This window comes from Streptomyces xiamenensis, assembly GCF_000993785.3.
GTDB classification, from domain to species: domain Bacteria; phylum Actinomycetota; class Actinomycetes; order Streptomycetales; family Streptomycetaceae; genus Streptomyces; species Streptomyces xiamenensis.
Genome location: NZ_CP009922.3, coordinates 2,583,328 through 2,604,861, shown reverse-complemented (window position 1 = coordinate 2,604,861; position 21,534 = coordinate 2,583,328). Strand labels below are relative to the sequence as shown.

At 73.9% G+C, this 21,534-nt stretch carries 15 protein-coding genes; 7 read left to right on the top strand and 8 right to left on the bottom strand.

Annotated elements, in window-relative coordinates; genetic code table 11:
- Positions 1-36: 36 nt before the first annotated feature.
- From SXIM_RS11925 to SXIM_RS11890, 8 genes are all read right to left on the bottom strand, one after another.
- Positions 37-1,284: a cytochrome P450 gene (locus SXIM_RS11925; protein ID WP_030735286.1), complete on the bottom strand. Its 1,248-nt coding sequence runs from the start codon at positions 1,282-1,284 to the stop codon at positions 37-39.
- A gap of 124 nt (positions 1,285-1,408) precedes the next feature.
- A complete protein-coding gene (locus tag SXIM_RS11920; protein WP_030735283.1) occupies positions 1,409-2,410 on the bottom strand; it encodes an aldo/keto reductase in 1,002 nt (333 codons plus the stop codon).
- Between the two features lie 153 nt (positions 2,411-2,563).
- Positions 2,564-3,337, bottom strand: a complete 774-nt coding sequence (locus SXIM_RS11915) for a thioesterase II family protein (protein WP_078846894.1) — start codon at positions 3,335-3,337, stop codon at positions 2,564-2,566.
- Positions 3,330-4,616, bottom strand: a complete 1,287-nt coding sequence (locus tag SXIM_RS11910; protein WP_046723904.1) for a cytochrome P450 family protein — start codon at positions 4,614-4,616, stop codon at positions 3,330-3,332. The genes SXIM_RS11915 and SXIM_RS11910 overlap by 8 nt, the downstream gene beginning before the upstream one ends.
- Before the next feature lie 20 nt (positions 4,617-4,636).
- Positions 4,637-6,052: an MFS transporter gene (locus SXIM_RS11905; RefSeq protein ID WP_078846893.1), complete on the bottom strand. Its 1,416-nt coding sequence runs from the start codon at positions 6,050-6,052 to the stop codon at positions 4,637-4,639.
- Entirely contained in the window at positions 6,042-9,734 is a 3,693-nt protein-coding gene (locus SXIM_RS11900) for a type I polyketide synthase (RefSeq protein WP_046723903.1), read from the bottom strand. The genes SXIM_RS11905 and SXIM_RS11900 overlap by 11 nt, the downstream gene beginning before the upstream one ends.
- Positions 9,735-9,736: 2 nt before the next feature.
- Positions 9,737-13,216, bottom strand: coding sequence for a non-ribosomal peptide synthetase (locus SXIM_RS11895; RefSeq protein WP_046723902.1), 3,480 nt, complete (start codon positions 13,214-13,216; stop codon positions 9,737-9,739).
- Positions 13,217-13,417: 201 nt separating this feature from the next.
- Positions 13,418-15,100 carry a condensation domain-containing protein gene (locus tag SXIM_RS11890; RefSeq protein WP_046723900.1) on the bottom strand — a complete coding sequence of 561 codons (1,683 nt, stop codon included), beginning with the start codon at positions 15,098-15,100 and terminating at the stop codon, positions 13,418-13,420.
- A 397-nt stretch (positions 15,101-15,497) separates the two neighbouring features.
- Here SXIM_RS11890 and SXIM_RS11885 point away from each other — a divergent pair, with 397 nt between their 5' ends.
- The 7 genes from SXIM_RS11885 (at position 15,498) to SXIM_RS11855 (ending at position 21,408) form a co-directional block, all read left to right on the top strand.
- Positions 15,498-16,202, top strand: a complete 705-nt coding sequence (locus SXIM_RS11885; RefSeq protein WP_158708054.1) for a GntR family transcriptional regulator — start codon at positions 15,498-15,500, stop codon at positions 16,200-16,202.
- Complete coding sequence (locus tag SXIM_RS11880) at positions 16,199-17,026, top strand: 5-oxoprolinase subunit PxpA (protein WP_046723898.1); 828 nt, start codon at positions 16,199-16,201, stop codon at positions 17,024-17,026. The genes SXIM_RS11885 and SXIM_RS11880 overlap by 4 nt, the downstream gene beginning before the upstream one ends.
- Positions 17,023-17,691, top strand: coding sequence for a 5-oxoprolinase subunit B family protein (locus SXIM_RS11875; RefSeq protein WP_246156878.1), 669 nt, complete (start codon positions 17,023-17,025; stop codon positions 17,689-17,691). Before SXIM_RS11880 ends, SXIM_RS11875 begins: the two co-directional genes overlap by 4 nt.
- Positions 17,688-18,587: a 5-oxoprolinase subunit C family protein gene (locus SXIM_RS11870; RefSeq protein ID WP_046723896.1), complete on the top strand. Its 900-nt coding sequence runs from the start codon at positions 17,688-17,690 to the stop codon at positions 18,585-18,587. The genes SXIM_RS11875 and SXIM_RS11870 overlap by 4 nt, the downstream gene beginning before the upstream one ends.
- Before the next feature lie 87 nt (positions 18,588-18,674).
- Positions 18,675-19,127 (top strand): VOC family protein, encoded by a 453-nt coding sequence (locus SXIM_RS11865; protein ID WP_046723895.1) that lies wholly within the window; start codon positions 18,675-18,677, stop codon positions 19,125-19,127.
- A gap of 164 nt (positions 19,128-19,291) precedes the next feature.
- Positions 19,292-20,617, top strand: a complete 1,326-nt coding sequence (locus SXIM_RS11860; protein WP_030735248.1) for an MFS transporter — start codon at positions 19,292-19,294, stop codon at positions 20,615-20,617.
- The gene (locus SXIM_RS11855) at positions 20,614-21,408 is read left to right on the top strand and encodes a putative hydro-lyase (protein WP_046723893.1); all 795 of its coding nucleotides are present in this window, start codon (positions 20,614-20,616) and stop codon (positions 21,406-21,408) included. Before SXIM_RS11860 ends, SXIM_RS11855 begins: the two co-directional genes overlap by 4 nt.
- The last annotated feature ends 126 nt before the right edge of the window (positions 21,409-21,534 follow it).

Below are 21,534 nucleotides of genomic sequence, written 5' to 3'. Positions count from 1 at the left end.
TGTTCTTTGCGCCTTCTTGCAGATGTACCGGCTCGGTTATCGCGTTCCCGTGCGGCGGCGGGCGGTGATGGGAACGTGCTTGTACCCGGAGACGAAGTTGGAGACCATCCGCTCCGGCTTTCCCGCGGGGCGGAAGTCCTCAAAACCCGCCAGCAGTTCCTCGAAGAGGGTCCTTATGGTGATACGGGCGACGCTGTGCCCCACGCAGTAGTGCGGGCCGATGCCGAATGCCAGGTGCTTGTTCGGCTTGCGCCGGATGTCGAACCGTCCGGCGTCGGGGAATTCCCGCTCGTCCCGGTTGGCGGAGCCGATCCACACCACCACGGCGTCCCCGGCCGCGATGGTGGTGCCGTGCAGTTCCAGGTCCCGGGTGGCGTAGCGCAGCATGTGGTTGACCGGCGAGGACCAGCGCAGCGCCTCCTCGACGGCGGTGGGGCCCACTTCGGGATGTGCGGCCCAGTCCTGGAGCACCCCGGACTCGATGAACTCGGCCATCACGTAGTTCGGGGCGTGCGGTGTGGTGACGTTGGCACCCAGCAGCAGGCTGTAGCAGTTGGCGACGATCTCCCCCGGCGACATGTGCCGCCCCTCGAATCGGGTGGAGATCAGTGCGCTCAGCAGGTCATCACCCAGCTGGTCGCGCCGGAAGGAGACCAGGTCCTGGAAGTAGGCGAACAGTTCGCGGTGCGCCGCGGCCAGGGTCGCCTCCTTGCCGCCCGGGTCCTGGTACTCGGGGTCATCCGCGGCGATGCAGGCGGTGGTGGCGCGGATCAGCCAGGGCCAGTCGGAACGCGGCAGCCCGATCATGGTGCCGGTCACCGACATCGGCATGTCGATCATGGCCTGGGCGAAGTCGAAGACCCCGCCGTCGCCCAGCGGTTCGATCAGCTCCAGGACGAGGCCGCGGATCATGTCCCGCTGCTTGTCGACGGTCTTCAGCGCCAGGGCCTTCTTCAGCCGGGCCTGCATGATGGTGTGCCGGGGCGGATCGGTGACCACCAGCTGCTGTCCGCCGGCCGGGTCGTCCATGCCGAGCAGTTCGAGCATGGTGCCGCGTTCGGAGGTGAAGTCGGCCGTGGTGCGCAGGACATGTTCGGTGTCGGCGAACTCCACCACCGACCAGAAGCCCCGGTCGGCGTCCACCTGGGTCCAGCTCAGGGTGTCCAGACCGCGTAAGGCCGCCCACTGGCGGTGCGGCTCGCCGGAGCTGTAGAAGGCCGGGTCGATCAGGTCGGTCGTCCCCAGGTGTACCGGGCAGCCCGAGGTGGTCCGATGGGCGGTCATGTCCGTTCCTCTCTGTCGAACGTCATCGGTTCCCGGCCGGTACGGCCGGGCGGGAACCGGCGACGGCGCGGCGCGTGGGGCGCGCCGCGCCGTCGCCCGGTCACGGGCGCCGGGGCGGTCGTCGCTAGAAGGCCGTGTCGAGCCGGGCCCGCTGGTCCGCGGTCAGCTCCAGGTCGACGGCGGCCAGGCTCTCGTTCAGCTGGGCCACCGAGGAGGCGCCGGTGATCGGCAGCACCGGGATCTCGCCGCCCATCAGCCAGGACAGGACGACCTGGTTGGGGGTGGCGTCCGCCTCCTTGGCCACCTCGCGCAGCGCGGCCAGCCGGATCGGCGTGCCCGGGTGGTCGTAGTCGTGCTCCAGCGGCTTGTCCTCGCGCACGTAACTGCCGGAGAGCAGGGGCGAGTAGGCGACGAGGGTCAGCTCCGGGTGGGCGCGCAGATAGCTCAGCAGCTCACCGTCGAGCAGGCCGGGGCTGCCGTCGGGGGAGCGGCGGGCGGGCAGGTCGGTGCGCGGGCGCAGATAGCTGTGCTGGTACTGGAGCACCTCGTAGCCGGGCAGTCCGGCGGCGGCGGCGATGGACCGGGACCGCTCGACCTTCCACGCCCAGTGGTTGCTGACCCCGGCGATGCCGACGAGGCCGTCCGCCACCAGGTCGGCGAAGGCCTGCACGGTCTCTTCGAGGGGGGTGCCGGGGTCCTCGATGTGCGCGTACATCAGGTGCAGCTTCTCCAGGCCGAGCAGTTCACGGCTGCGCTCGGCCGCCTCGCGCAGGGCCTTGGCGGACAGGCCCTCGATGTTCTCCAGCCGGCCGGTCTCCGCGAAGCTGAGGCCGGGCTTGTTCGGCCGGCCGCCGGCCTTGGTGGCGATGGTGATCTCGTCGCCGACACCCCGGCTGGCCCGCCACCGGCCCAGCAGCGCCTCGCTCTCGCCGCCCTGCGTCCCCTTCGCCCAGAAGGCGTAGTTGTTGGCGGTGTCGATGAACGAACCCCCGGCCTCGGCAAAGCGGTCGAGAATGGCGAAAGACGTTTCCTCGTCCGTGCTCGTGCCGAACAGCATGGCGCCCAGGCCCAGGACACTCACCTCGCGGCGGGTGGTCGGGTTACTGCCAATCGTGCGGTATTTCATGGTTTCCTTCCGTGCGGATTCCATAGGCCGACCAGTTGTTTTCGGCCAGCGGCTGCACCGCGAATGGCGCTCGCGATCGGGGGCGACTGTAGCCGAGCGGGGGTGAAAAATCCGATGCTTGGCGAATACCTGACTATTTGCTCGTGGGAATGATCATTTCGGTGCGGAGGAGCCGTGCACGACCTTGTCGATCAGCGAGACCAGAGAAGCCGCCCCGTCCACCAGATACATGTGTCCGCCCGCCGGTTCGTGCAGGTCGAAACCGGCCGCGGTGACCTCCCGCCAGGCCGCCGCCTGCGCCCGTGGCACCAGTTGGTCCTCCGCCCCCCGGAGCGCGGTGATCGGCACCGGCAGCGGATCCAGCGTGCTGGGCCGGTACGCCTCGTGCATCTCGACGTCCGCGCGCAGCGTGGGCAGCAGCAACTCCCGCAGCTCCGGCACCGCCATCGCGTCGTGGCTGTACCCGGCGATCTCGCCCACCCGATCCAGGAACGCGTCGTCCGGCAGCCCGGTGGCGCGCAGGGTGCGCTGGGTGCCGGGCTCGGGCGAGCCGCTGACGATCAGCCGCAGCACCTCGACCTGCGGTACGGCGCGCAGCCGCTGGGCCAGTTCGTAGGCCAGCACCGCGCCGACACTGTGCCCGAAGAGCACCACCCGGGCGGGGCCGCCGAGTTCCTCCAGCAGATCGGCGAGCAGCCCGTCGGTGGCTCGGTGGACGTCCCGGTACGGTTCGACGTCGATCAGGTGCTCGCGGCCGGGCAGCCGCAGCGGGAGCACCTCGAAGCGCCCGCCGGTGAGTTCGTCCCAGGGCCGGAAGAACGAGGTGCCCGAGCCGCCGAACGGCAGGCACACCAGGCGGATCAGGTCCTGGCCGGCCTCCGCGCCGGTGGTGGCCCCGGCGACCGCGCCGGCCGTGGTCTCAGGCATCGGAGCCCCCGTTCCCCCCGGCGGCCGGCGCCGTGCGCGGCAGCCTGCGGTCGTAGGTGATCGGCAGCCGTTCCAGGCCCCGGCTGGCCGAGTTGTCGTACCGCCACTCCAGCTCGTTCTCCGGCACGGCCAGCGCGAGCCCGGGGAGCCGGCGCAGCAGGGTCGTGAACGCGACCTGGCCCTCCACCCGGGAGAGCGGCGCCCCCGGACAGAAGTGGATGCTGTGCCCGAACGACAGATGGCGGTTGGGCTTGCGCGTGATGTCCAGCCGGTCGGGATCCTCGAAGACCTCCGGGTCGCGGTTGGCCGAGTTGATCAGCAGGTGCACGAAGCTGCGGCAGGGGATGTCCACCCCGCCCACCGTGACGTCCTCGGCGGCGTACCGCGGCGGGGCCCGGTAGACCGGCCCCTCGTAGCGCAGGAACTCCTCGACGGCGGTGTCCACCAGCTCGGGCCGGTCGCGCAGCAGCGTGAGCTGGTCGGGGTGGCGCAGCAGGGCCTGGGTGCCGTTGCCGATCAGGTTGGCGGTGGTCTTGTGGCCGGCGATGATCAGCAGGATCAGGGTGGAGACGAGTTCCTCGTCGGTGTAGGCGTCGTCGGCGTCCGCGGCCCGCAGGATCACGCTGACCAGGTCCTCGCCCAGGTCGGCGCGGCGGGTGCCGAGCAGGTCCGTCAGGTACACCTCGACGGCCTCGCTGACCTCCTTCAGCCGCCGGTTGGACTCCTCGTCGGTGTACGGGGCGCCGCTGAGCACCAGGCCCCACTGGTGGAGCTGTTCGCGGTCCTCCACCGGGATGCCGAGGAACCGGCAGATGACCTTCATCGGGATCTGCAGGGCGAAGTCGTGGAAGAGGTCCACCACTCCGCGCTCGGGCATCTCGTCGATCAGGTCGTCCGCGATCTCCTGGATCCGCGGTCGCAGCAGCTCCATGCGGCGCGGCACGAACGCCTTGCTCACCAGCTTGCGCAGCCGGGTGTGCACGGGCGGGTCGGAGGTCAGCATGTTCTTGATGAGGATGGGGCTGCTTTCCTTCAGCGCCTCACGGAACCAGTCGGGGGCGTGCTCCACGCTCTTGGCGACGGTGTGGTTCCCGAACGTCTCGGCCACCGTGCGGTAGTCGGCGACGACGTACGCCTCGGAGTCCGCCGGGTAGTCGACCCGGCGCACGGGGCAGGTGCGGCGTACTTCCGCGTACCCGTCGTAGGGGTTGTCGCCCGGTGCCATGAAGAACTCCGTCGGCAGCGGGTCGCTGGGCTTCTTGGGTATCTCTGTGGTCATCGCGCAGCCTCCGAGGGGGATCAGGACGCCAGCTCGTGCGGGGCGGGCAGGGTGCGAATGGTCCGGGTGAGGGTGGGCAGGGCGGCCAGGACTCCGGCGACGGCCATGAAGAAGAACACCCAGGTCGGGCCGGCCAGGTCGAAGATGGCGCCGATGGAGAAGATGCCGAGGGGTTGCGCGATCATCCCGACGAAGCCGACCGCGCCCAGGACACGGCCCTGGAGGTCGTCGGGGACGAGTGCGGCGATGTAGCCGTAGATGAGGGCGTTGACGACGCCGGCGCGGACGAAGACGCAGGCGACGATGACGCCCAGCGGCAGGACGCCGGGCGTCAGCATCAGCAGGACGGCCGCCACCGGGCCGATCCACACGGCGTAGACGATGATGAGCGAGGGCTTGACCCACTTCAGGACGAGCCCGGCGAGCAGCGAGCCGATGAGGCCGCCGCTGCCGGCCACGGCGAGCGTGGTGCCGATGGCGGCCTCGGAAGCGTCGCGGTGTTCGGCGGTGGCGATGAGGGCCAGGAACATGCCGGAGTGGTTGAACGCCATGTTGGAGCCCATGGCCCAGATGAGCAGGATGAGGATGACGGGCTGGCGGCGGATGAAGCGGAAGCCCTGGAGCATCCCGCCCTTGGCCGGTTTCCCGGGTTTCCCGTCCTTGCCCTCCTCGCCGTCCTTCCGGCCCTCGGGGTCCGCGTCCCCGGCGGCCGGGGCGCTGTCCGTGACGGCCTCGCGGGGCGCCTGGAGCGGCTTCTTGATGAACAGCAGCAGCACCGCCGAGATCAGGAAGGCCACCGCCGCGCTGAGGAACGGCAGGGCCCGGGCGATGCCGAAGAAGGCGCCGCCGATGGGCGGGCCGATCACGGTGGCCCCGAAGAACCTGATCTGGTTCTGCGCGGTCGCCTGGGTGAACTGGGACGGCGGCACCAGCTGTTTGATCGCGGCGAGCCCGGCCGGGTTGGAGATGCCCAGGCACGCCGCCGACAGCACCACGATCGCGAAGATCACAGCCATCGGCGGGTCCCCGGCGATCACCAGCAGGCCGAACAGCGTCAGCAGCACCACCCGCGCCAGATCGCACAGGATGATGGTCATCCGCCGGTCGAACCGGTCGGTGAGGCTGCCGCCGGGCAGCGACATCAGCCCGGCGACGACCAGTTGGACCGCCCCGACCGCGCCGGCGTAGGTCGCCGAGCCGGTCGTCGCCAGGATCAGCAGCGGATAGGCGATCTCCGCCGACTCCTTGGCCACCGCGGCGAAGAACTGGCTGATCCACATCGCCTGGAAGTCGCGATTGCGGAACAGCGGTTTCTCGGGCGCGGCGGGTACGGCGGCCTCGGCGGCCCCGGCCGCGTCGGCGGGCCCGGTCACCTCGCTCGCCCCGGCGCTCCCGGCCGCCCCGGTGGCGCCGGCGCGCGTGGACTCAGTGGTCATGACCCGACCCTTCGACTCTCGACAGAACAGTGCGCAACCGCTGTGCCAGCACCCCCACATGGGGCGGTGTCAGCAGCGACCAGTGGTCCCCGGGCACCGGGTGGATCTCGACTCCCTGCGCGTAGAGCGGCGCCAGCCGGCCCAGCAGCCGCCGGGCCTGCCGCCGGTCCGTACCGGCCCGCAGCACCACGGCCCGGGTGGCCACCGGCGCCGGGCGGTACACCGCGAGCGTGCGCGACTTGGCGCGCAGCACCCGGGGCAGGCCCGGATCGCGCCGCACCGCCGCGCCGACCGCGCCGACCCCCAGCGCGGCGCCGATCCGCACCCACGCCTGGCCGGCCAGGAACTCCGGGTCGAGACCGACCGGCAGGCCGTACCGGCCCTGGACGAAGGCGTCCAGGCAGACGACGGCGTTCACCCGCTCGCCCGCGGCCACCAGTTGGCGTGCCGCCTCGTGCGCGAGGACGGCGCCGAAGGACCAGCCGCCCAGCAGATAGGGGCCGGTGGGACGGACCCGGCGCAGCGCCGCCACGTGGTGCGCGGCGAGCGCCGCCACGGACTCGGCGCCGGGGGTGCCACCGGCCGGGGCGAGGTCCAGGTCGAGGGCGTGCACGGGCCGGGTGCCGTCGAGTTCGCCGGCCAGTGAACGGTAGGCGAGCGAGCCGCCGGTGGAGTCGGCGATCAGGAACAGCGGCAGACCGGGGCCGTCGGAGGCCAGGGTCACCACCGTCACCGGGCCGGGGCCCGGGGCGGGCGCGACGGTGACCGGTTCCGGTTCCGGGTCGGGTTGCGCCGCCGCGTGGGCCAGCAGGGTGCCGAACGTCGGGTGCGCGGTGAACTCGGCCACCGGGACGGCGATCCCCGTCCGTTCCCGTACCCGGGTCAGCAGCTGGACGGCCATCAGCGACTCGCCGCCCAGCCGGAAGAAGTGGTCGCCCTCCGCTGCCCGGGGCACGCCGAGCGCGGCGCACCACAGTTCCTCGACGGCGGCCAGGATCCGGGTCCGGCCGGTGACCGGGGTGGTACGCGCTCCGGTGGGGGCGGCCGCCGGCCGGGGCCCCGGCTCCGGCGCGGCCTGCGGGCTCACCCGGGCGAAGGGGTGGCCGGGCAGTGAACGGCGCGTGGCCCGGCCGCCGTCCGCCAGGTCGAGGTCGAGCAGCGCCTGCCGTACCTCGTCCACGCCGCACTCCCACAGCGCGCCGAGGGCGGCCGGTATCCCTCGGGCGGCGTCCTCCTCGCGGCCGAGCATCGGGACCGTACGGTGCCCGGCCGGCCAGTCGGGGTGCCGGCGCACGGTGCCCAGCATCGAGGTGCCGGGGCCGAGTTCGACGAAGGTGTCGCAGCCGGCCGCCAGCAGGGTGCCGACCGCGTCGGCCAGCCGTACGGGGCGCCGCAGCTGTTCGGACCAGTAGTCGCTGCCGCGCACCGCGCCCGGATCGGCGAAGGCACCGGTGGTGTTGGAGACGAAGCGCAGGCCGGGCGCGGCGTTCGGGGCGGTGGCGACGGCCTTCGCGAGCGCCTCGGCCGCCGGTTCCATCGCCGCGCAGTGCGACGCCTGCCGGATGTCGAGCCGCCGCACGTCCAGGCCCGCCAGGGCGTCCCCGGCCAGCAGCCGGTCCATCGCCTCCTCGGGGCCAGACAGCACCACGGCCCCGGCGCCCAGGACGGCCACGGTGACCTCGTCGCCGGGCCGCAGCCGCGCCGCGACCTCCTCGTACGGCGCGTGCACGGCCGCCATACCGCCGGGGGCGGTGTCGGCCATGGCGGCGGCCCGTCGGTGCACCAGGTCGGCGGCGACGGTGGGTTCCCACAGCCCGGCCAGGGCGGCGGGCGCGTACTCGCCGACGCTGTTGCCGAGCATCGCCACCGGCCGCACGCCCCAGTCGAGGAGCTGCCGGCCCAGGGCGTGGCCGAGGGCGAACAGGCCCAGGTGGTGGTGGGTGAGGTCGGAGAACCAGCCCGGCTCGGCGGCCCGTTCGTCCACCACCGGGCCCAGGTCGATGCCGTGGGTGGCGCGCACGTGCGCGGACAGCGCGTCGAAGTGGTCGCGGAAGCCCGGCAGCAGCCGGTACGCGCTCGCCCCGGCCGCGTAGGAGAGGGGGCCGTGCCCGGGGAAGAGGAACGCGATCGCGGGCCGGCCGGTGGCCGCCCCGGAGGACGGCGCGGCGGGCGCGGCCAGCAACTCGGCGGCCTCGGCGGCCGAGTCGGCGACCACGGTACGGCGGTGCCGGTGGGCCCGCCGCTCCGTCAGTGACCGGGCGACCTCGGCGAGATCGGCGTCCGGCTCCTCACGCAGCAGTGCCGCGAGCTGGGTGCCCGTGGTCTCCAGCGCCCCGGGGGTGGCGGCGGACAGGGTGAGCGCCCGGGCGCCCCGGCCGGCCGCCGGCCGGGGACGGTGCGGCGGCTGCCCGAGGATGACGTGCGCGTTGGTGCCGCCGACGCCGAAGGAGCTGACGGCGGCGAGGCGCACGCCCCGTTCGGGCCACGGCTGGTGCCGGTCGGCGACCAGGAACGGTGTGGTCTCCAGCTCCTGGAGCGGGTTGGGGCGCCGGTAGTGCACGGTGGGCACGAGTTCGCCGCGCTCCAGCATGAGCACCGTCTTGATGAGCCCGGCCACGCCGGCGGCCGAACCGGTGTGGCCCAGATTGCTCTTGACCGCACCGAGCCGGCACCAGCCGGTGTCCGAGCCGCCGGCCGGGCCGAACGCGTCGGTGAGCGCCTGCACCTCGACGGGATCGCCGATCGGGGTGGCTGTCCCGTGCGCCTCGATGTAGTCGAGGTCGGCCGGGTCGACGCCGGCCATCCGCTGGGCGTGCCGGATGACCTCGCTCTGGCCCGAGACGGAGGGCGCGGTGTAGCCCATCTTCTCGGCGCCGTCGTTGTTGATCGCCGAGCCCATGAGCACGGCGGCGATCCGGTCGCCGTCGCGCAGGGCGTCGGCCAGCCGCCGCAGGACGACCACCCCGACGCCCTCGCTGGGCACGGTCCCCGCCGCGTCGGCGTCGAAGGGGCGGCAGTGGCCGTCGGGCGACAGGATGCCGCCCGGCTCGTAGCGGTAGCCCCGGTCGCGCCGGTCGGCGACGGCGACGCCGCCGGCCAGCGCGGCGTCGCACTCCCCGGCGCGCAGCGCGGCGGCGGCCAGGTGCACGGCGGTCAGCGAGGTGGAGCAGGCGGTCTGCACGGTGACCGCCGGGCCGCGCAGTCCGAGCTTGTAGGCGACCCGGGTGGCCAGGAAGTCGCGTTCGCGCCCGATGAAGCGGGCCAGCTCCCCCATCTCGTCGCCGTCGTGGGGGCTGTCGTCCGCGCCGACCTGGTCGGCGCCGCCGTACACCCCGATCCGGCCCGGGAAGCGGGTGGGATCCAGCGCGGCGTCGTCCAGCGCGGTCGCGGCGGCCTCCAGGAACACCCGCTGCTGCGGGTCGATCCCGGCGGCCTCGGCCCGGCTGTAGCCGAAGTGGGACCAGTCGAAGTCGGTGGCGCCGTCCAGCACGCCCATGGCCGGCACGAAGTCCGGGTGCCGGACCCGTTCGGGGTCGGCGCCGGCCGCCAGCAGGTCCTCGATCCGGAAGCGGGTGATGCCCTCCGTACCGGCGCGCAGCGCGGCCCAGTAGGCGCCGACGGTGGGCGCGCCGGGGAGGCGGCAGGCCATGCCGACGACGGCCAGCGGCTCGTGGGTGTCCATGGTCACCGCCCCCGCGCCGGACCGCCGGCGGGCTCCGCGGCGGCGTCCGTCACCAGCCGGTGCAGCCCTTCGGGAGTGGGCGTGCGCAGGAAGTCGCGCAGCGGTACGGAGACGCCGAAGCGGTCGCGTACCAGCCGCACCAGGCGCACGGCGGCCAGTGAGTTGCCGCCGGCCCGGAAGAAGTCGGTGCCGGGGGCCGGGTCGACCGCCTTGTCGCGCAGCGACTCGGCGAAGACGGCGGCCACTTCCCCGAACCCGGGCCCGGAGACGGGGGCCGGGGTGGTGGACGGCGCGGGCGGCGCCGTTGTCCCGGCCGGTCCCGCGGCGGCGGCCAGGGCGCGCCGGTCCACCTTGCCGTTGGGGGTCAGGGGCACCCGGTCCAGGACGGCCCACAGCACCGGCACCATGTACGACGGCAGCCGCTGCGCCAGCAGATCCCGCAGCCGCGCGGTGTCGGGGATGGTTCCCGGTTCGGGCACGACGGCGGCGATCAGCTGCTTGCCCGCGCTGTCCCCCTCGGTGACGGCCACGACGGCGTCGCGCACGCCCGGGGCCCGGGTCAGTTCGTCGCTGATGGCGCTGAGTTCGACGCGGTAGCCGCGCAGCTTCACCTGGCTGTCGCGCCGGCCGAGGAACCGCACCCGGCCGCCGCCGTCCACCCGCACCAGGTCACCGGTGCGGTAGAGGCGCTCGGGCACGTCGGGGGAGAAGGCGCCGAACGCGCGGGCGGTCTCGGCCTCGTCGTGCAGATAGCCGTCCGCCAGGCCGGCGCCGCCGGTGTACAGCTCGCCGACGCCGCCGGGCGGGACCAGCCGGCGCCGGTCGTCCAGGACGTACACCCGGGTGCCGGGCACCGGGGTGCCGATGGGCAGCGGCCCGTCGGCCTCCTCGGGGGTGCGCACGGTGTGGGTGGTGGTGAAGGTGGTGTTCTCGGTCGGGCCGTAGCCGTTGGTGATCTCCAGCCCCGGGTGGCGGCGCAGCAGGCGCGCGACGTGCTCGTGCGGCACCACGTCCCCGCCGGTGAGCAATTGCCGCAGCCCGCCCAGCGTGTCGGCGGCGAACTCCTCGACGAGCCGGAACAGCCCGGCGGTCAGCCAGGCGACGGTCACCCCGCGCTCGGCCAGGAACTCCCCCAGATCGGTGGGGGCAGGCAGGCCGGGCGGCAGCACCTCCAGGGTGGCGCCGCTCAGCAGGGCGCCCCAGATCTCCAGCGTGGAGGCGTCGAAGGCGAGCGGGGAGAGGCGCAGCACGCGTTCCCCCGGGCCCAGCCGGACGAAGTCCGCCTCGTGCACCAGGCGTACGACGGCGCGGTGGGGCACCTGTACGCCCTTGGGGCGGCCGGTGGAGCCGGAGGTGAACGCCACGTACACCGGCTGGTCGTCCGTCACCGGCGACGGCCCGCCGTCCGCCGCCCCGTCGCCGTCGCCGTCGGTACCGGTGTCCTCCGGTGGGGAGGACGGGTCCCAGGCCGGGGCGGTGGGCACGCCGAGCGCGGCCAGCCGGGGCGCGTCCCGCGGGGTGGCGAGCGCGACCCGGGGCGCGGCGGCGTCGACGATCCGCGCGGTGTGTTCGGACGCCTGGTCCAGGTCGACGCCGACGTAGGCGGCACCGGCGGCGGCCACGCCCAGCAGGGCGACGGCCTCGGCGGCGGAGCGGGGCAGCGCCACCAGGACCCGGTCGCCCGGCCGTACCCCGGCCCGGCGCAACCGCCGCGTCTGCTCGTCGGCGGCCTGCGCCAGCGCGCGGTAGGTCAGTTCGGTGGCGCCGTCCCGTACCGCGATCGCGTCGGGGGTGCGGGCGGCGGTCGCGCGGAACAGCGCGTCGACGGAGCGGGCCGGGAAGTCGCGCCGTACGTCGTTGAGCCGCTCCAGGAGCGCGCGGCGTTCCGGTGCCAGGCAGCGCACGTCGGCCAGCGGGGTGCCGCCGTCGGAGGTGAGGCCGGCGACGGCGGCGGTCAGGTCGGCGAGCAGCCCTTCAACCTCGGCCGCGTCGAACACCCCGGTGGCGTACTCCAGATGGCCGGCCAGCGTGGGATCGGACCGGCCGATCAGCAGCGACAGATCGAACTGGGCCCCGCCGCCGTGCGCCTCCTCGACCCGCAGTTCGACGTCCGCGGTGCGCAGCCGCTGCGGCACCAGCTGGTCGTGCATTCCGAAGGAGACCTGCACCAGGGGGTGGTGGCCCAGGGCGCGTTCCACGCCCAGCCGGGAGGCGAGTTCCTCGAAGGGCAGCCCCCCGGCGTCGATGGCGAGGCCGAGTGAGTGGTGGACGGACCGGAGGTAGTCGTCGACACTCGCGTCGTCGTCCACGTCGACGCGGACCGGCACCAGATTGCCGGCGACCGCGACCAGCTTCTCCAGTTCGCTGGTGTCCCGGCCGGTGAGCGGCACCCCCACGAGCAGGGAGCGGACCCCGGTGCGGCGGGCGAGGGTCAGCGCGAAGGCGGCGAGCAGCAACGCGAACGGGGTGACGCCCGCCTCGCGGGCCCGGGCGGCGACGGCCTCGCTGGCGGCGGCCCCCAGATCCAGCGGGGCGCGGGCACCGGCGGGGTCCTGGAGTGCGGGGCGCGGCCGGTCGGCCGGCACCTCCAGCACGGTGGGCACCCCGTCCAGGTGCTTGACCCAGAACTCGGCCTGCCGCTCCCAGTCGCCGCCGTCGCGGGCGGCGGCCTGGTGGCGGGCGAGCGCCTGGGGCGCCACGCCGGGCTCGGCGGACGGCGCGGGGGTGCCGGCGGTCAGCGCGCCGTACCGGGCGATGACCTCCTCCAGGAGCAGGCCGACGGACCAGCCGTCCAGCACCATGTGGTGGGCCGTCAGCACCAGCGCCTGCCCGCCGGTGCCGTCCTCGATCAGCAGGTAGCGGTGGGCGGGGGCGGCGGCGAGGTCGAAGGGGCGCCGGCCGAACTCCTCGGCGGCCCGCCGCACCGCCGCCTCCGTCCCGGCGGTGTCCGTGGTGGACGGGCCCAGGGTGAGGGTCTCGACCTCGGGCGTGTGGTCGGCGAGGACCTCGGGCACGGCCTCGTCGTCGTGTTCGCGGTAGACGGTGCGCAGGCCGGGATGGCGGGCGGCCGTCTGCGCGAGCGCGGCGGCCAGCGGGGCCGCCTCCAGCCGGCCTGCGGTGACGTGGCAGACGAAGACCAGGTGGTACGGGGAGTCTCCGGTGAGCCGTTCGATGAGCCACATCCCGCGCTGCGCCGGGGAGAGGGCGGCGGGCACCGGTTGCGCCGCGTCGGTTTCCGGGGCGGCGGTGACGGGGCCGCCGGGCGGGGCGGCGGCCACCGCCTCGGCGAACACCCCGGCGAGCGGGGTCCGGTCCAGCAGCGCCGACAACGACAGCCGTACGCCCAGGCGTTCGCGCGCCAGGGCGGCCAGTCTCATGGCGCGCAGCGAATCACCGCCGAGGGCCAGAAAGCTGTGGTCGGTGAAGGTTCCCGGGTCGGTGTCCGGTCCGAGAACGGCGATCGCGCACGCATCAAGCGACATCTTTTCTCTCCAGGGCGAGCCGGATTCCCGCCGCGGCCCGCCCGCGCGCGGCCGGGCACGGCCGCCGGGGCCACAGGCGAGAGGGGAACGAGGTCGGGGCGGACGGTCGGTGACGGGCGGGTGGGGACGGGCGTACGGGGGCCGCGGAGCCGCCACGGGAGGAGCTCCCGGGCGGGCCCGCGGGCATCCGCCGGACAGGAACTAGCCCTGCGGTCCGGCCGCCTTCTGCTGCCGCACCGCGCCGAGCAGCCGGTCGCGCGCGCTGCCACCGCCGCCGTTCCCGTCGCCGGTGGTGCCCAGGGTGGCCAGCAGATCGGCCTGGCCGCGCACGGTGCCGGCCCGGAAGAGGTCCACGGTCTTCACCATCCGCCCGGACACCTCGCGCAGCCGTTCCACCAGGACGACCAGGCGCAGCGAGTCGCCGCCGGCGTCGAAGAAGCTGATGTCGTCGGTGACGTGGTCGGTGCCGAGCACCTCGCACCACACCGCGCGCACCATCTCCAGCCGGGCAGCCGGGTCGTTGACTTTGTCTTCCGCCGCGGGCTTCAGCACCAGGTCCTCCGGGTCGTGTGCGAGATCGGCGGCACCGCGTCGCAGTGCCGTGAGCAGGTCGTTGATGGCGGCGTCGTCGAACAGCGCCGCCGGGTGGTCGAGGGAGAAGCCCAGCCGGGGACGCTCGCCGTCCTCCTCGTCGAGATGGACGAACAGGGCCAGGTCCCACTTGCTGTACTGGGGTTCCAGCGGCCGGTAGCGGCCCCGCACGCCGGGGGCGAGGGCGACGGTGCCGGGGCTGTCGGCCATGTTGACCAGGACGGGGGACAGGGGGAGCCGGCCCACCTCGCGGTCGGCGTCGAGTTCGGCGGCGAGCGCGTCCAGCGGGACGTCGCAGTCGATGAAGGTCTCCATGCCCGCGGTCCGTGCGGTGGCCAGGAGTTCGCGCCAGGTGGTGGTCGCGGTGAGGCCGACCCGCAGGATCAGCGTCGACATGAACATCCCGACGACCTCGGCGGAGGCCGGGTCGTCCCGGCCGGGCCAGACGACGGCGAACAGGAAGTCGCGCTGCTCGCCGCGCCGGGCGAGCGCCCCGGCGAGCAGCGCCACCCCCGTCATGAACGGGGTGCATCCCTCACGGGCGGCGGCCTCGGTCACCCGCTCGGTGGTGCCGGCGTCGAGCGTGGTGCGCTGCCAGCCGCCCAGCATGGGCAGGTCGCCGTGCGGGTCACGGGCGTAGGGCAGGTCCACGGTGGTGGGGGCGCCCCGCAGGCGGGCGGCGGCCTCGCTCACCCGCTCGGCCAGGTCCGCCGCCGGGGCGGCCGGCCGCACCTCGTCCGGGTGGACGGCGCGGCGCGGGGTGAAGGGCGTGCCCAGGACCGCCGCGCGGTAGCGGCCGGTGATCTCGTCCAGGACGAGTTCCCGGGAGGTCGCGTCGAAGACGATGTGGTGCACGGTGAGGACGAGGAGGGTCGTCTCCGTACCGGTGCGGATGATCTCGGCGCGGGCCGGTGCCTCGGCGCCGAGGTCGAACGGGGTGTAGCACAGCGCCTCGATGAGGGCGGCCAGTTCCTGTGCCGTCCACTCCTCGGCGACCGCGTCGATGAAGCCGACCTCCGCGGGCGCTCCGTCGGTGCGGTACTCGACCCGGCGGTGCCGGGTGTCCAGCCGGAACCGGGAGCGCAGGGCGGGGTAACGGGCGAGGGTGGCGCGGGTGGCCCCGGTGAGTGCCTGATGGTCCACGGGGCCGGTGAACTCCAGGACCGAGGGGATGAGATAGGTCGGGCGCAGGCGCTCGATCCGGTCGAGGATCCAGATGCCCTGCTGGGCCGGCGTCGCCCCGTACCAGGTGGTCCGGGGTGTGGAAACGGACGGTGGCGTGGAAACAGACATGCGCAGTCTGACCCTCTGTGAGACATGCGATTCGAGTGAGCCGATCGGCCCGGGAGGCACCCAACTCCGGGAGTCTGCATGAGGAGTACCCGTGCAGGCATTGACGATCAGCGACAACATGTTGGCAATCCGTGCACACCGTGGCGGATGTGTGGCCCCGGCCCGGCGGCGGGCCGGGCGCCGGTGACCTGCGAGGAAGTGGCCGACGCCCGCCCGGGGGCGGTCACCGAACGGTCAGGGGACGGCTGCGGACGGTCATGTGCGCCGGTCGTACGCCCGTCGCAGCCGGCCGGGAGGCGGGGCGCGCGGGGTAAGCCCGGTTTCGGCCGGGTAAATCCCCGATCAACTCCGGTCGACCCGTATCGCAACTCGGCGTATTCACTGTATACAGATGGGCATGAGCCGAGCAGACCGAACTCTCCGGGGTGACGCGGGCGGTGCCGACGCCGTCACCAGTGAGCTGCGCCGACTGGTGGTCGAGGGCGTCTACCCGCCCGGGCACCGCCTGGTGCAGGACGAACTCGCCGACCGCTTCGGCGTGAGCCGCATCCCGCTGCGCGAGGCCATGCGCACCCTGATCAGCGAGGGCCTGCTGCGCTCGACACCGGGCCGCGGCACCTTCGTGACGGTGCTCGACCTGGAGGAGATCGACGAGGTCTACAACCTGCGCCGGCTGATCGAGCCGAGCTTCGCCGAGCACGTCGCCGAGCGCGTGTCGCGGCGCGACATCAGCCGGTTCGAGGAGATGGTGGACCGCATGGACCGCGTCGCCGAGACCGGCGCGGACTCCTGGTCCCGTACCAACCTCGCCTTCCACCTCGACATGTACCGGCTCTCCCGGCTGCCGCTGCGCTACGAGATCATCGCGCAGATGTACCACCGCCTGGAGCCGTACTCGCGGTTCTACGTGCACGGCACCTGCGCCTACGACCGCGTCCAGAGCGAACACGCCGCCATGGTCCAGGCACTGGCCGACGGCGACGCCGCCGAACTCGCCCGGCAGATCACCGCCCACATCGACGGCGGCCAGCAAGGGCTGCACACCGCCTGGGAGAACAGCAGCGGCACCATCGCGGACTACTGGGCGGAGTCCGGCCGATGACCGCGCTCGCCCTCAACACCGATGTCGGCGAAGGCTTCGGCGCCTGGGGCCCGGACGACGAGGGGCCGCTGCTCGACCGGGTCACCGCCGCCAACGTCGCCTGCGGATTCCACGCCGGGGACCCCGACATCCTGCGCCGCACGTGCGCGGACGCCGCCGCCCGGGGGGTCGCGATCGGCGCGCAGGTCTCCTACCGCGACCTGGCCGGCTTCGGCCGGCGCTTCATCGAGGTGCCGCCCGCCACGCTGGTCAACGAACTGCTGTACCAGATGGGCGCGCTGGAGGTCTTCGCCCGGCTGGCCGGGAGCCGGATCAGCTATGTGAAGGCCCACGGAGCGCTCTACAACGCGGCGGCCCGGCACGCCGGGCACGCCTCGGCCATCGTCGAGGCCGTCACCCTCTACGACCGGGAGCTGCCGCTGCTGTGCCAGCCGCGCACCGAGGTCTGGGACCGCGCGCTGATCGCCGGAGTGCGGCCCCTGGCCGAGGCGTTCGTGGACCGCGGCTACACCGACGAGGGCCTGCTCGTCCCGCGCTCCCAGCCCGGCGCCGTGATCACGGACCCGGCCGAGGCGGCGCGGCGCGCGCTGCGGATGGCGCAGACGGGAACGGTGCTCTCGGTGAACGGCCGCGCGGTGCCGGTCGCCCCGGACGGCGGGGACATCGCGGCGCTGTGCGTGCACAGCGACACCCCCGGCGCGGTCGCCATCGCCGCCGCCGTACGGGAGGCCCTGGCGGCGGGCGGGGTCACCGTAGGCACCCCGGCCGAACTCCCGGGCGGGGCGGGCGCGTCGGTGGAGGTCACGGCGGAGGTCACGCCGTGACGGGCGCGGCTGCCGGCGGGGCGCGGCTGCGGCGGGCGGGTGACCGCGGCTGGCTGGTCGAGTGTCCCGGCCACCGCCCCGCCGAACTGGCCCTGGCCATCCGGGCCGCGTCCTGGGCCGCCGAGCTGCGGGAGGTCGTCCCGGCCGCCACCACCGTGCTGGTGGTGGCCGAACACGCCGCCGCCATGGAGCGGCTGGCCGGCCGGCTGACCAGGCTCCTCGACGCGGCGGCGGTCGGTGACGGCGGGGACGGCATACGCTCCGGGCCGCGGGCCGCCGCCCGTACCGTGGTGATCCCGGTCCGCTACGACGGCGCCGACCTCGACGCGGTCGCCGCCCGCGCCGGCCTCACCCGGGCCGAGGCCGTGCGCCGGCACACCGGCGGCCGGCACACCGTCGCCTTCTTCGGCTTCGCCCCCGGATTCGCCTACCTCGACGGCCTCCCCGAACCCCTGCGGCTGCCCCGGCTGGACAGCCCGCGCGCCCGGGTCCCGGCCGGCGTGGTCGCCATAGCCGGGAACCAGACCGTCGTCTACCCCGGCGGAACCCCGGGCGGCTGGCACCAGATCGGGGTCACCACCACGCGGCTGTGGGACGTGGACGCCACCCCGCCGAACCGCCTCGCCATCGGCGACCGCGTCGTCTTCGAGGCGGTCGGCCCATGACCACCGGCACCATCACCACCCCCACCACCGGAACCACCGGCACCCTGACCGTCGCGGCGGCCGGCGTCGCCACCACCGTCCAGGACCTGGGCCGTACCGGGCTCGCCCACCTCGGCGTGCCCACCGCCGGGCCCGCCGACCGGCGCAGCTTCACGCTCGCCAACCGCCTGGTCGGCAACCCCGAGAACACCCCCGCCCTCGAAATGACCCTCGGCGGACTGGAGCTCACGCTCTCGACGGCCCGGTACGCGGCCGTCACCGGGGCCCCGGCGCCGGTGACGGTGAACGGCGTCCGCGTCCCGGACCCCACCCTCGTGCACCTGCCCGCCGGTGCCCGCCTCGCCATCGGACGCCCCTGGGCCGGCTGCCGCACGTACCTGGCGGTCTGCGGCGGTGTCGAGGCCACCCGCGTCCTGGGCTCCGCCTCCCGCGACTCCCTCACCGGCCTCGGGCCCCCGCCCCTGGCCGCCGGTACGGTGCTGGGCCTGGGCCCCGCCCGCCCGGTCCCCGGCGTCCCGGTCGAACTGGCCTTCAGCGCCGTACCGGTCGACGGCGCCGTCACCGCCAGGTTCCGATGGGGGCCGCGCGATGACCTGTTCGACGCGGCCGACCGGCAGCGGCTGACCGCCACCACCTGGCGGATCTCCGCCCAGACCGACCGTGTCGGCGCCCGCCTCACCGGGCCGCCGCTGGCCATCGGCTCCGTACACCTGCCCAGCGAGGGCACGGTGCGCGGCGCCATCCAGATCCCGCCGTCCGGCGAGCCGATCGTGTTCCTCTCCGACCATCCCGTCACCGGCGGCTACCCGGTCATCGGGGTGGTCACGGACACCGACATCGACCTCGTCGGCCAGACCCTGCCCGGGGACGAGCTGCGCCTCGTACCGGCCCGCTGACAGGAGGCCCCGGACCGCACCAGCACACCAGCACACCCGCACGACAACGCCGTCCCCCCTCACCCCTCCCACCGAAAGAGAGCCACCATGACCACCCAGCCCACCGGCCTCGTCCCCTTCCACCTCGCCATCCCGGTCGACGACATCGAAGCGGCCCGCCAGTTCTACGGAACGGTGCTCGGCTTCACCGAGGGCCGCTCGGACACCAAGTGGATCGACTGGAACTTCGGCGGCCACCAGGTCGTCACCCACCAGGTCGGCGACGGCCCCTCCGGCACCCCCCGGGACGGCGTCGCCGGCACCAACCCGGTCGACGGCCACCAGGTCCCGGTGCCGCACTTCGGACTGGTGCTGCCCGTCGAGGAGTTCAAGGCGCTGGCCGAGCGGCTCACCGCGATCGGCACCGCGTTCGTCATCGAGCCCTACGTCCGCTTCGAGGGCGAGCCCGGCGAGCAGTGGACGATGTTCTTCCTCGACCCGGCCGGCAACGCCATGGAGTTCAAGGCGTTTGCCGACCTGGAGCAGCTCTTCGCCGTCTGACACCGCCCGGACGGAGCGACGGTCATCAGCAGGAGGTCCAGTCCTGCAGATGACCGTCATACGGGCCCCCGGGCGCCGTACCCGCACCCGCGTCTGCACGCGGACGCCCCGCACGACTGGCCGCACATCCCTGCCACAGGACATGTCAGAACCGGAGCACGCCCATGACGAGCCTATCAACGCCCCCGCCCGCGACCGGGGAGAGAACAGCGGGTCAGGACAGCACCCCGCGCCGCTCCCGCAGGGCGGCCGTCGCCGCCGCCGCGGGCACGGCCATCGAGTACTACGAGTTCGGCGTCTACGGCTACCTGGCCGTCGTCATCGGACCGCACTTCTTCCCCGACGACGACCCCACCGCCTCGCTGCTGGCCACCCTCGCCGTCTTCGGCAGCGCCTTCCTGATGCGCCCGCTGGGCGGCATCGTGCTCGGCCGGCTCGGTGACCGGATGGGCCGCAAACCCGTGCTGATCCTCACCGTCGTCGGCATGGGCACCGCCACCGCGGCCGTCGGACTGCTGCCCACCGCCGAGACCGTCGGCGTCGCCGCGCCCATCGGGCTCCTCCTGGTACGGCTGGCCCAGGGCTTCTTCGCCGGCGGCGAGGTCACCGGCTCCGCCACCTACCTCGCCGAGTCCGCCCCGCCCGGACGGCGCGGCTTCTTCGGCGCCTTCACCCCCGTCGGCGTCGCGCTCGGCGGCGGAACGGCCGCGCTGGTGGCCGGCGTCCTGAGCACCGTCCTGACCGAACAGCAGCTCCAGGACTTCGGCTGGCGCATCCCCTTCCTGCTCTCCCTGCCGCTCATCGCCGTCGCGCTGCTCGCCCGCAACCGACTTGAGGACTCCGAGGCGTTCCTGACCACCAAGGAGGAGGACGCCACGGCCAAGGCGCCGCTGACCGAGGTGCTCACCCGGTACCGGGGCCCGGTCCTCAAGGTGACGCTGCTGGCGATCGGGTCCAACTGCGGCTACTGGGTCGGCCTGATCTTCATGAACATCTACCTCACCTCGGAACTGGGCTACCCCAAGTCCTCCACCTTCTGGATCATGGGCGGGATCAGCTTCTTCGTGGCCTGCCTGATGCCCCTGTTCGGCGGGCTCTCCGACACCTGGGGCCGCAAGAAGGTCATCACCATCGGCTTCACCGGCTACGCGGTCCTCGTCGTCCCGGCCATGCTCGTCATGGGCGTCGGGAGCTTCCCGCTCGCCGTCCTCGCCATGATCGTCCTCGCCCTGCCGATGCCGATCGTCCAGTCCGTCACCTACCCGACGTACGCCGAACAGTTCCCGACCCGGGTGCGGTACACCGGCCTGTCCTTCAGCTTCAACATCGGCACCATCATCGGCGGCGGCCTCACCCCGTACCTGGCGACCTGGCTCATCGCCACCACCGGCAACCTCCTGGCCCCCGGCTTCCTGCTGATGGGCGCCGCAGCGATGGCGCTGCTCACGCTGCGCACCGTGCCCGAGTCCAGCAAGCTGGAGCTGACATGAGCGCCGGGGCCCCCGACACCCCCCGGGCGCTGCGCGAGCTGGCCGCCGCCGGCCGCTGGAACGGCCCCACGGCCGGGATCCTGGACGGCCACCAGCAGGCCAACCTCGTCATCGTCCCGCGCGAACTGGCCTACGACGTCCTGCTGTACTGCGTCCGCAACCCGAAGCCCTGCCCGGTCATCGCGGTGACCGAGCCCGGCGACCCGGTGGTGCGCGTCGGGACGACGGTGGCCGACCTGCGCACCGACCTGCCGCGCTACCGCCTGTGGCGCCACGGCGAACCGGCCGGCGAGCCGCACGACATCACGCCGTACTGGCGCGACGACTCCGTGGGGTTTCTGCTCGGGTGCAGCCACACCTTCGAGGGGCCGCTGTGCCGGGCCGGCGTCCCGGTGCGGTACGCGCCGGGCTCGGCGGCGCCGCCGGTGTACGTCACGGACGTGCCGACCCGGCCGGCCGGACGGCTGTCGGGGCCGCTCGTGGTCAGCATGCGGGCCATCCCGGCCGCGCTGGTCGCGCGCGCCGTCGAGATCACCGCGCGCTACCCGACCGGCCACGGCGCACCCGTCCACATCGGCGACCCGGCGGCCCTGGGCATCGCCGACCTGTCCCGCCCGGACTTCGGACCCTCCCCGGTGATCGAGGACGGCGACGTCCCGGTCTTCTGGGCCTGCGGGGTCACCCCCCAACTCGCCCTCCCGGCCGCGGCCCCGGAGTACGCCATCACCCACGCCCCGGGCCACATGCTGGTCCTGGACCACCTGGTGGACGCGGCACCCGAAGGACAGTGACACCGGGATCCGGTGCGTCGGACTCCGGCGTTTCCCGGGGTCCGACGCAGCGGGATGACAGGCGACCGGTTCGCTCCGTGCCCGGCCGATGACCGGGTACGACTCGGTGCCGCACCGGGGGCAGGT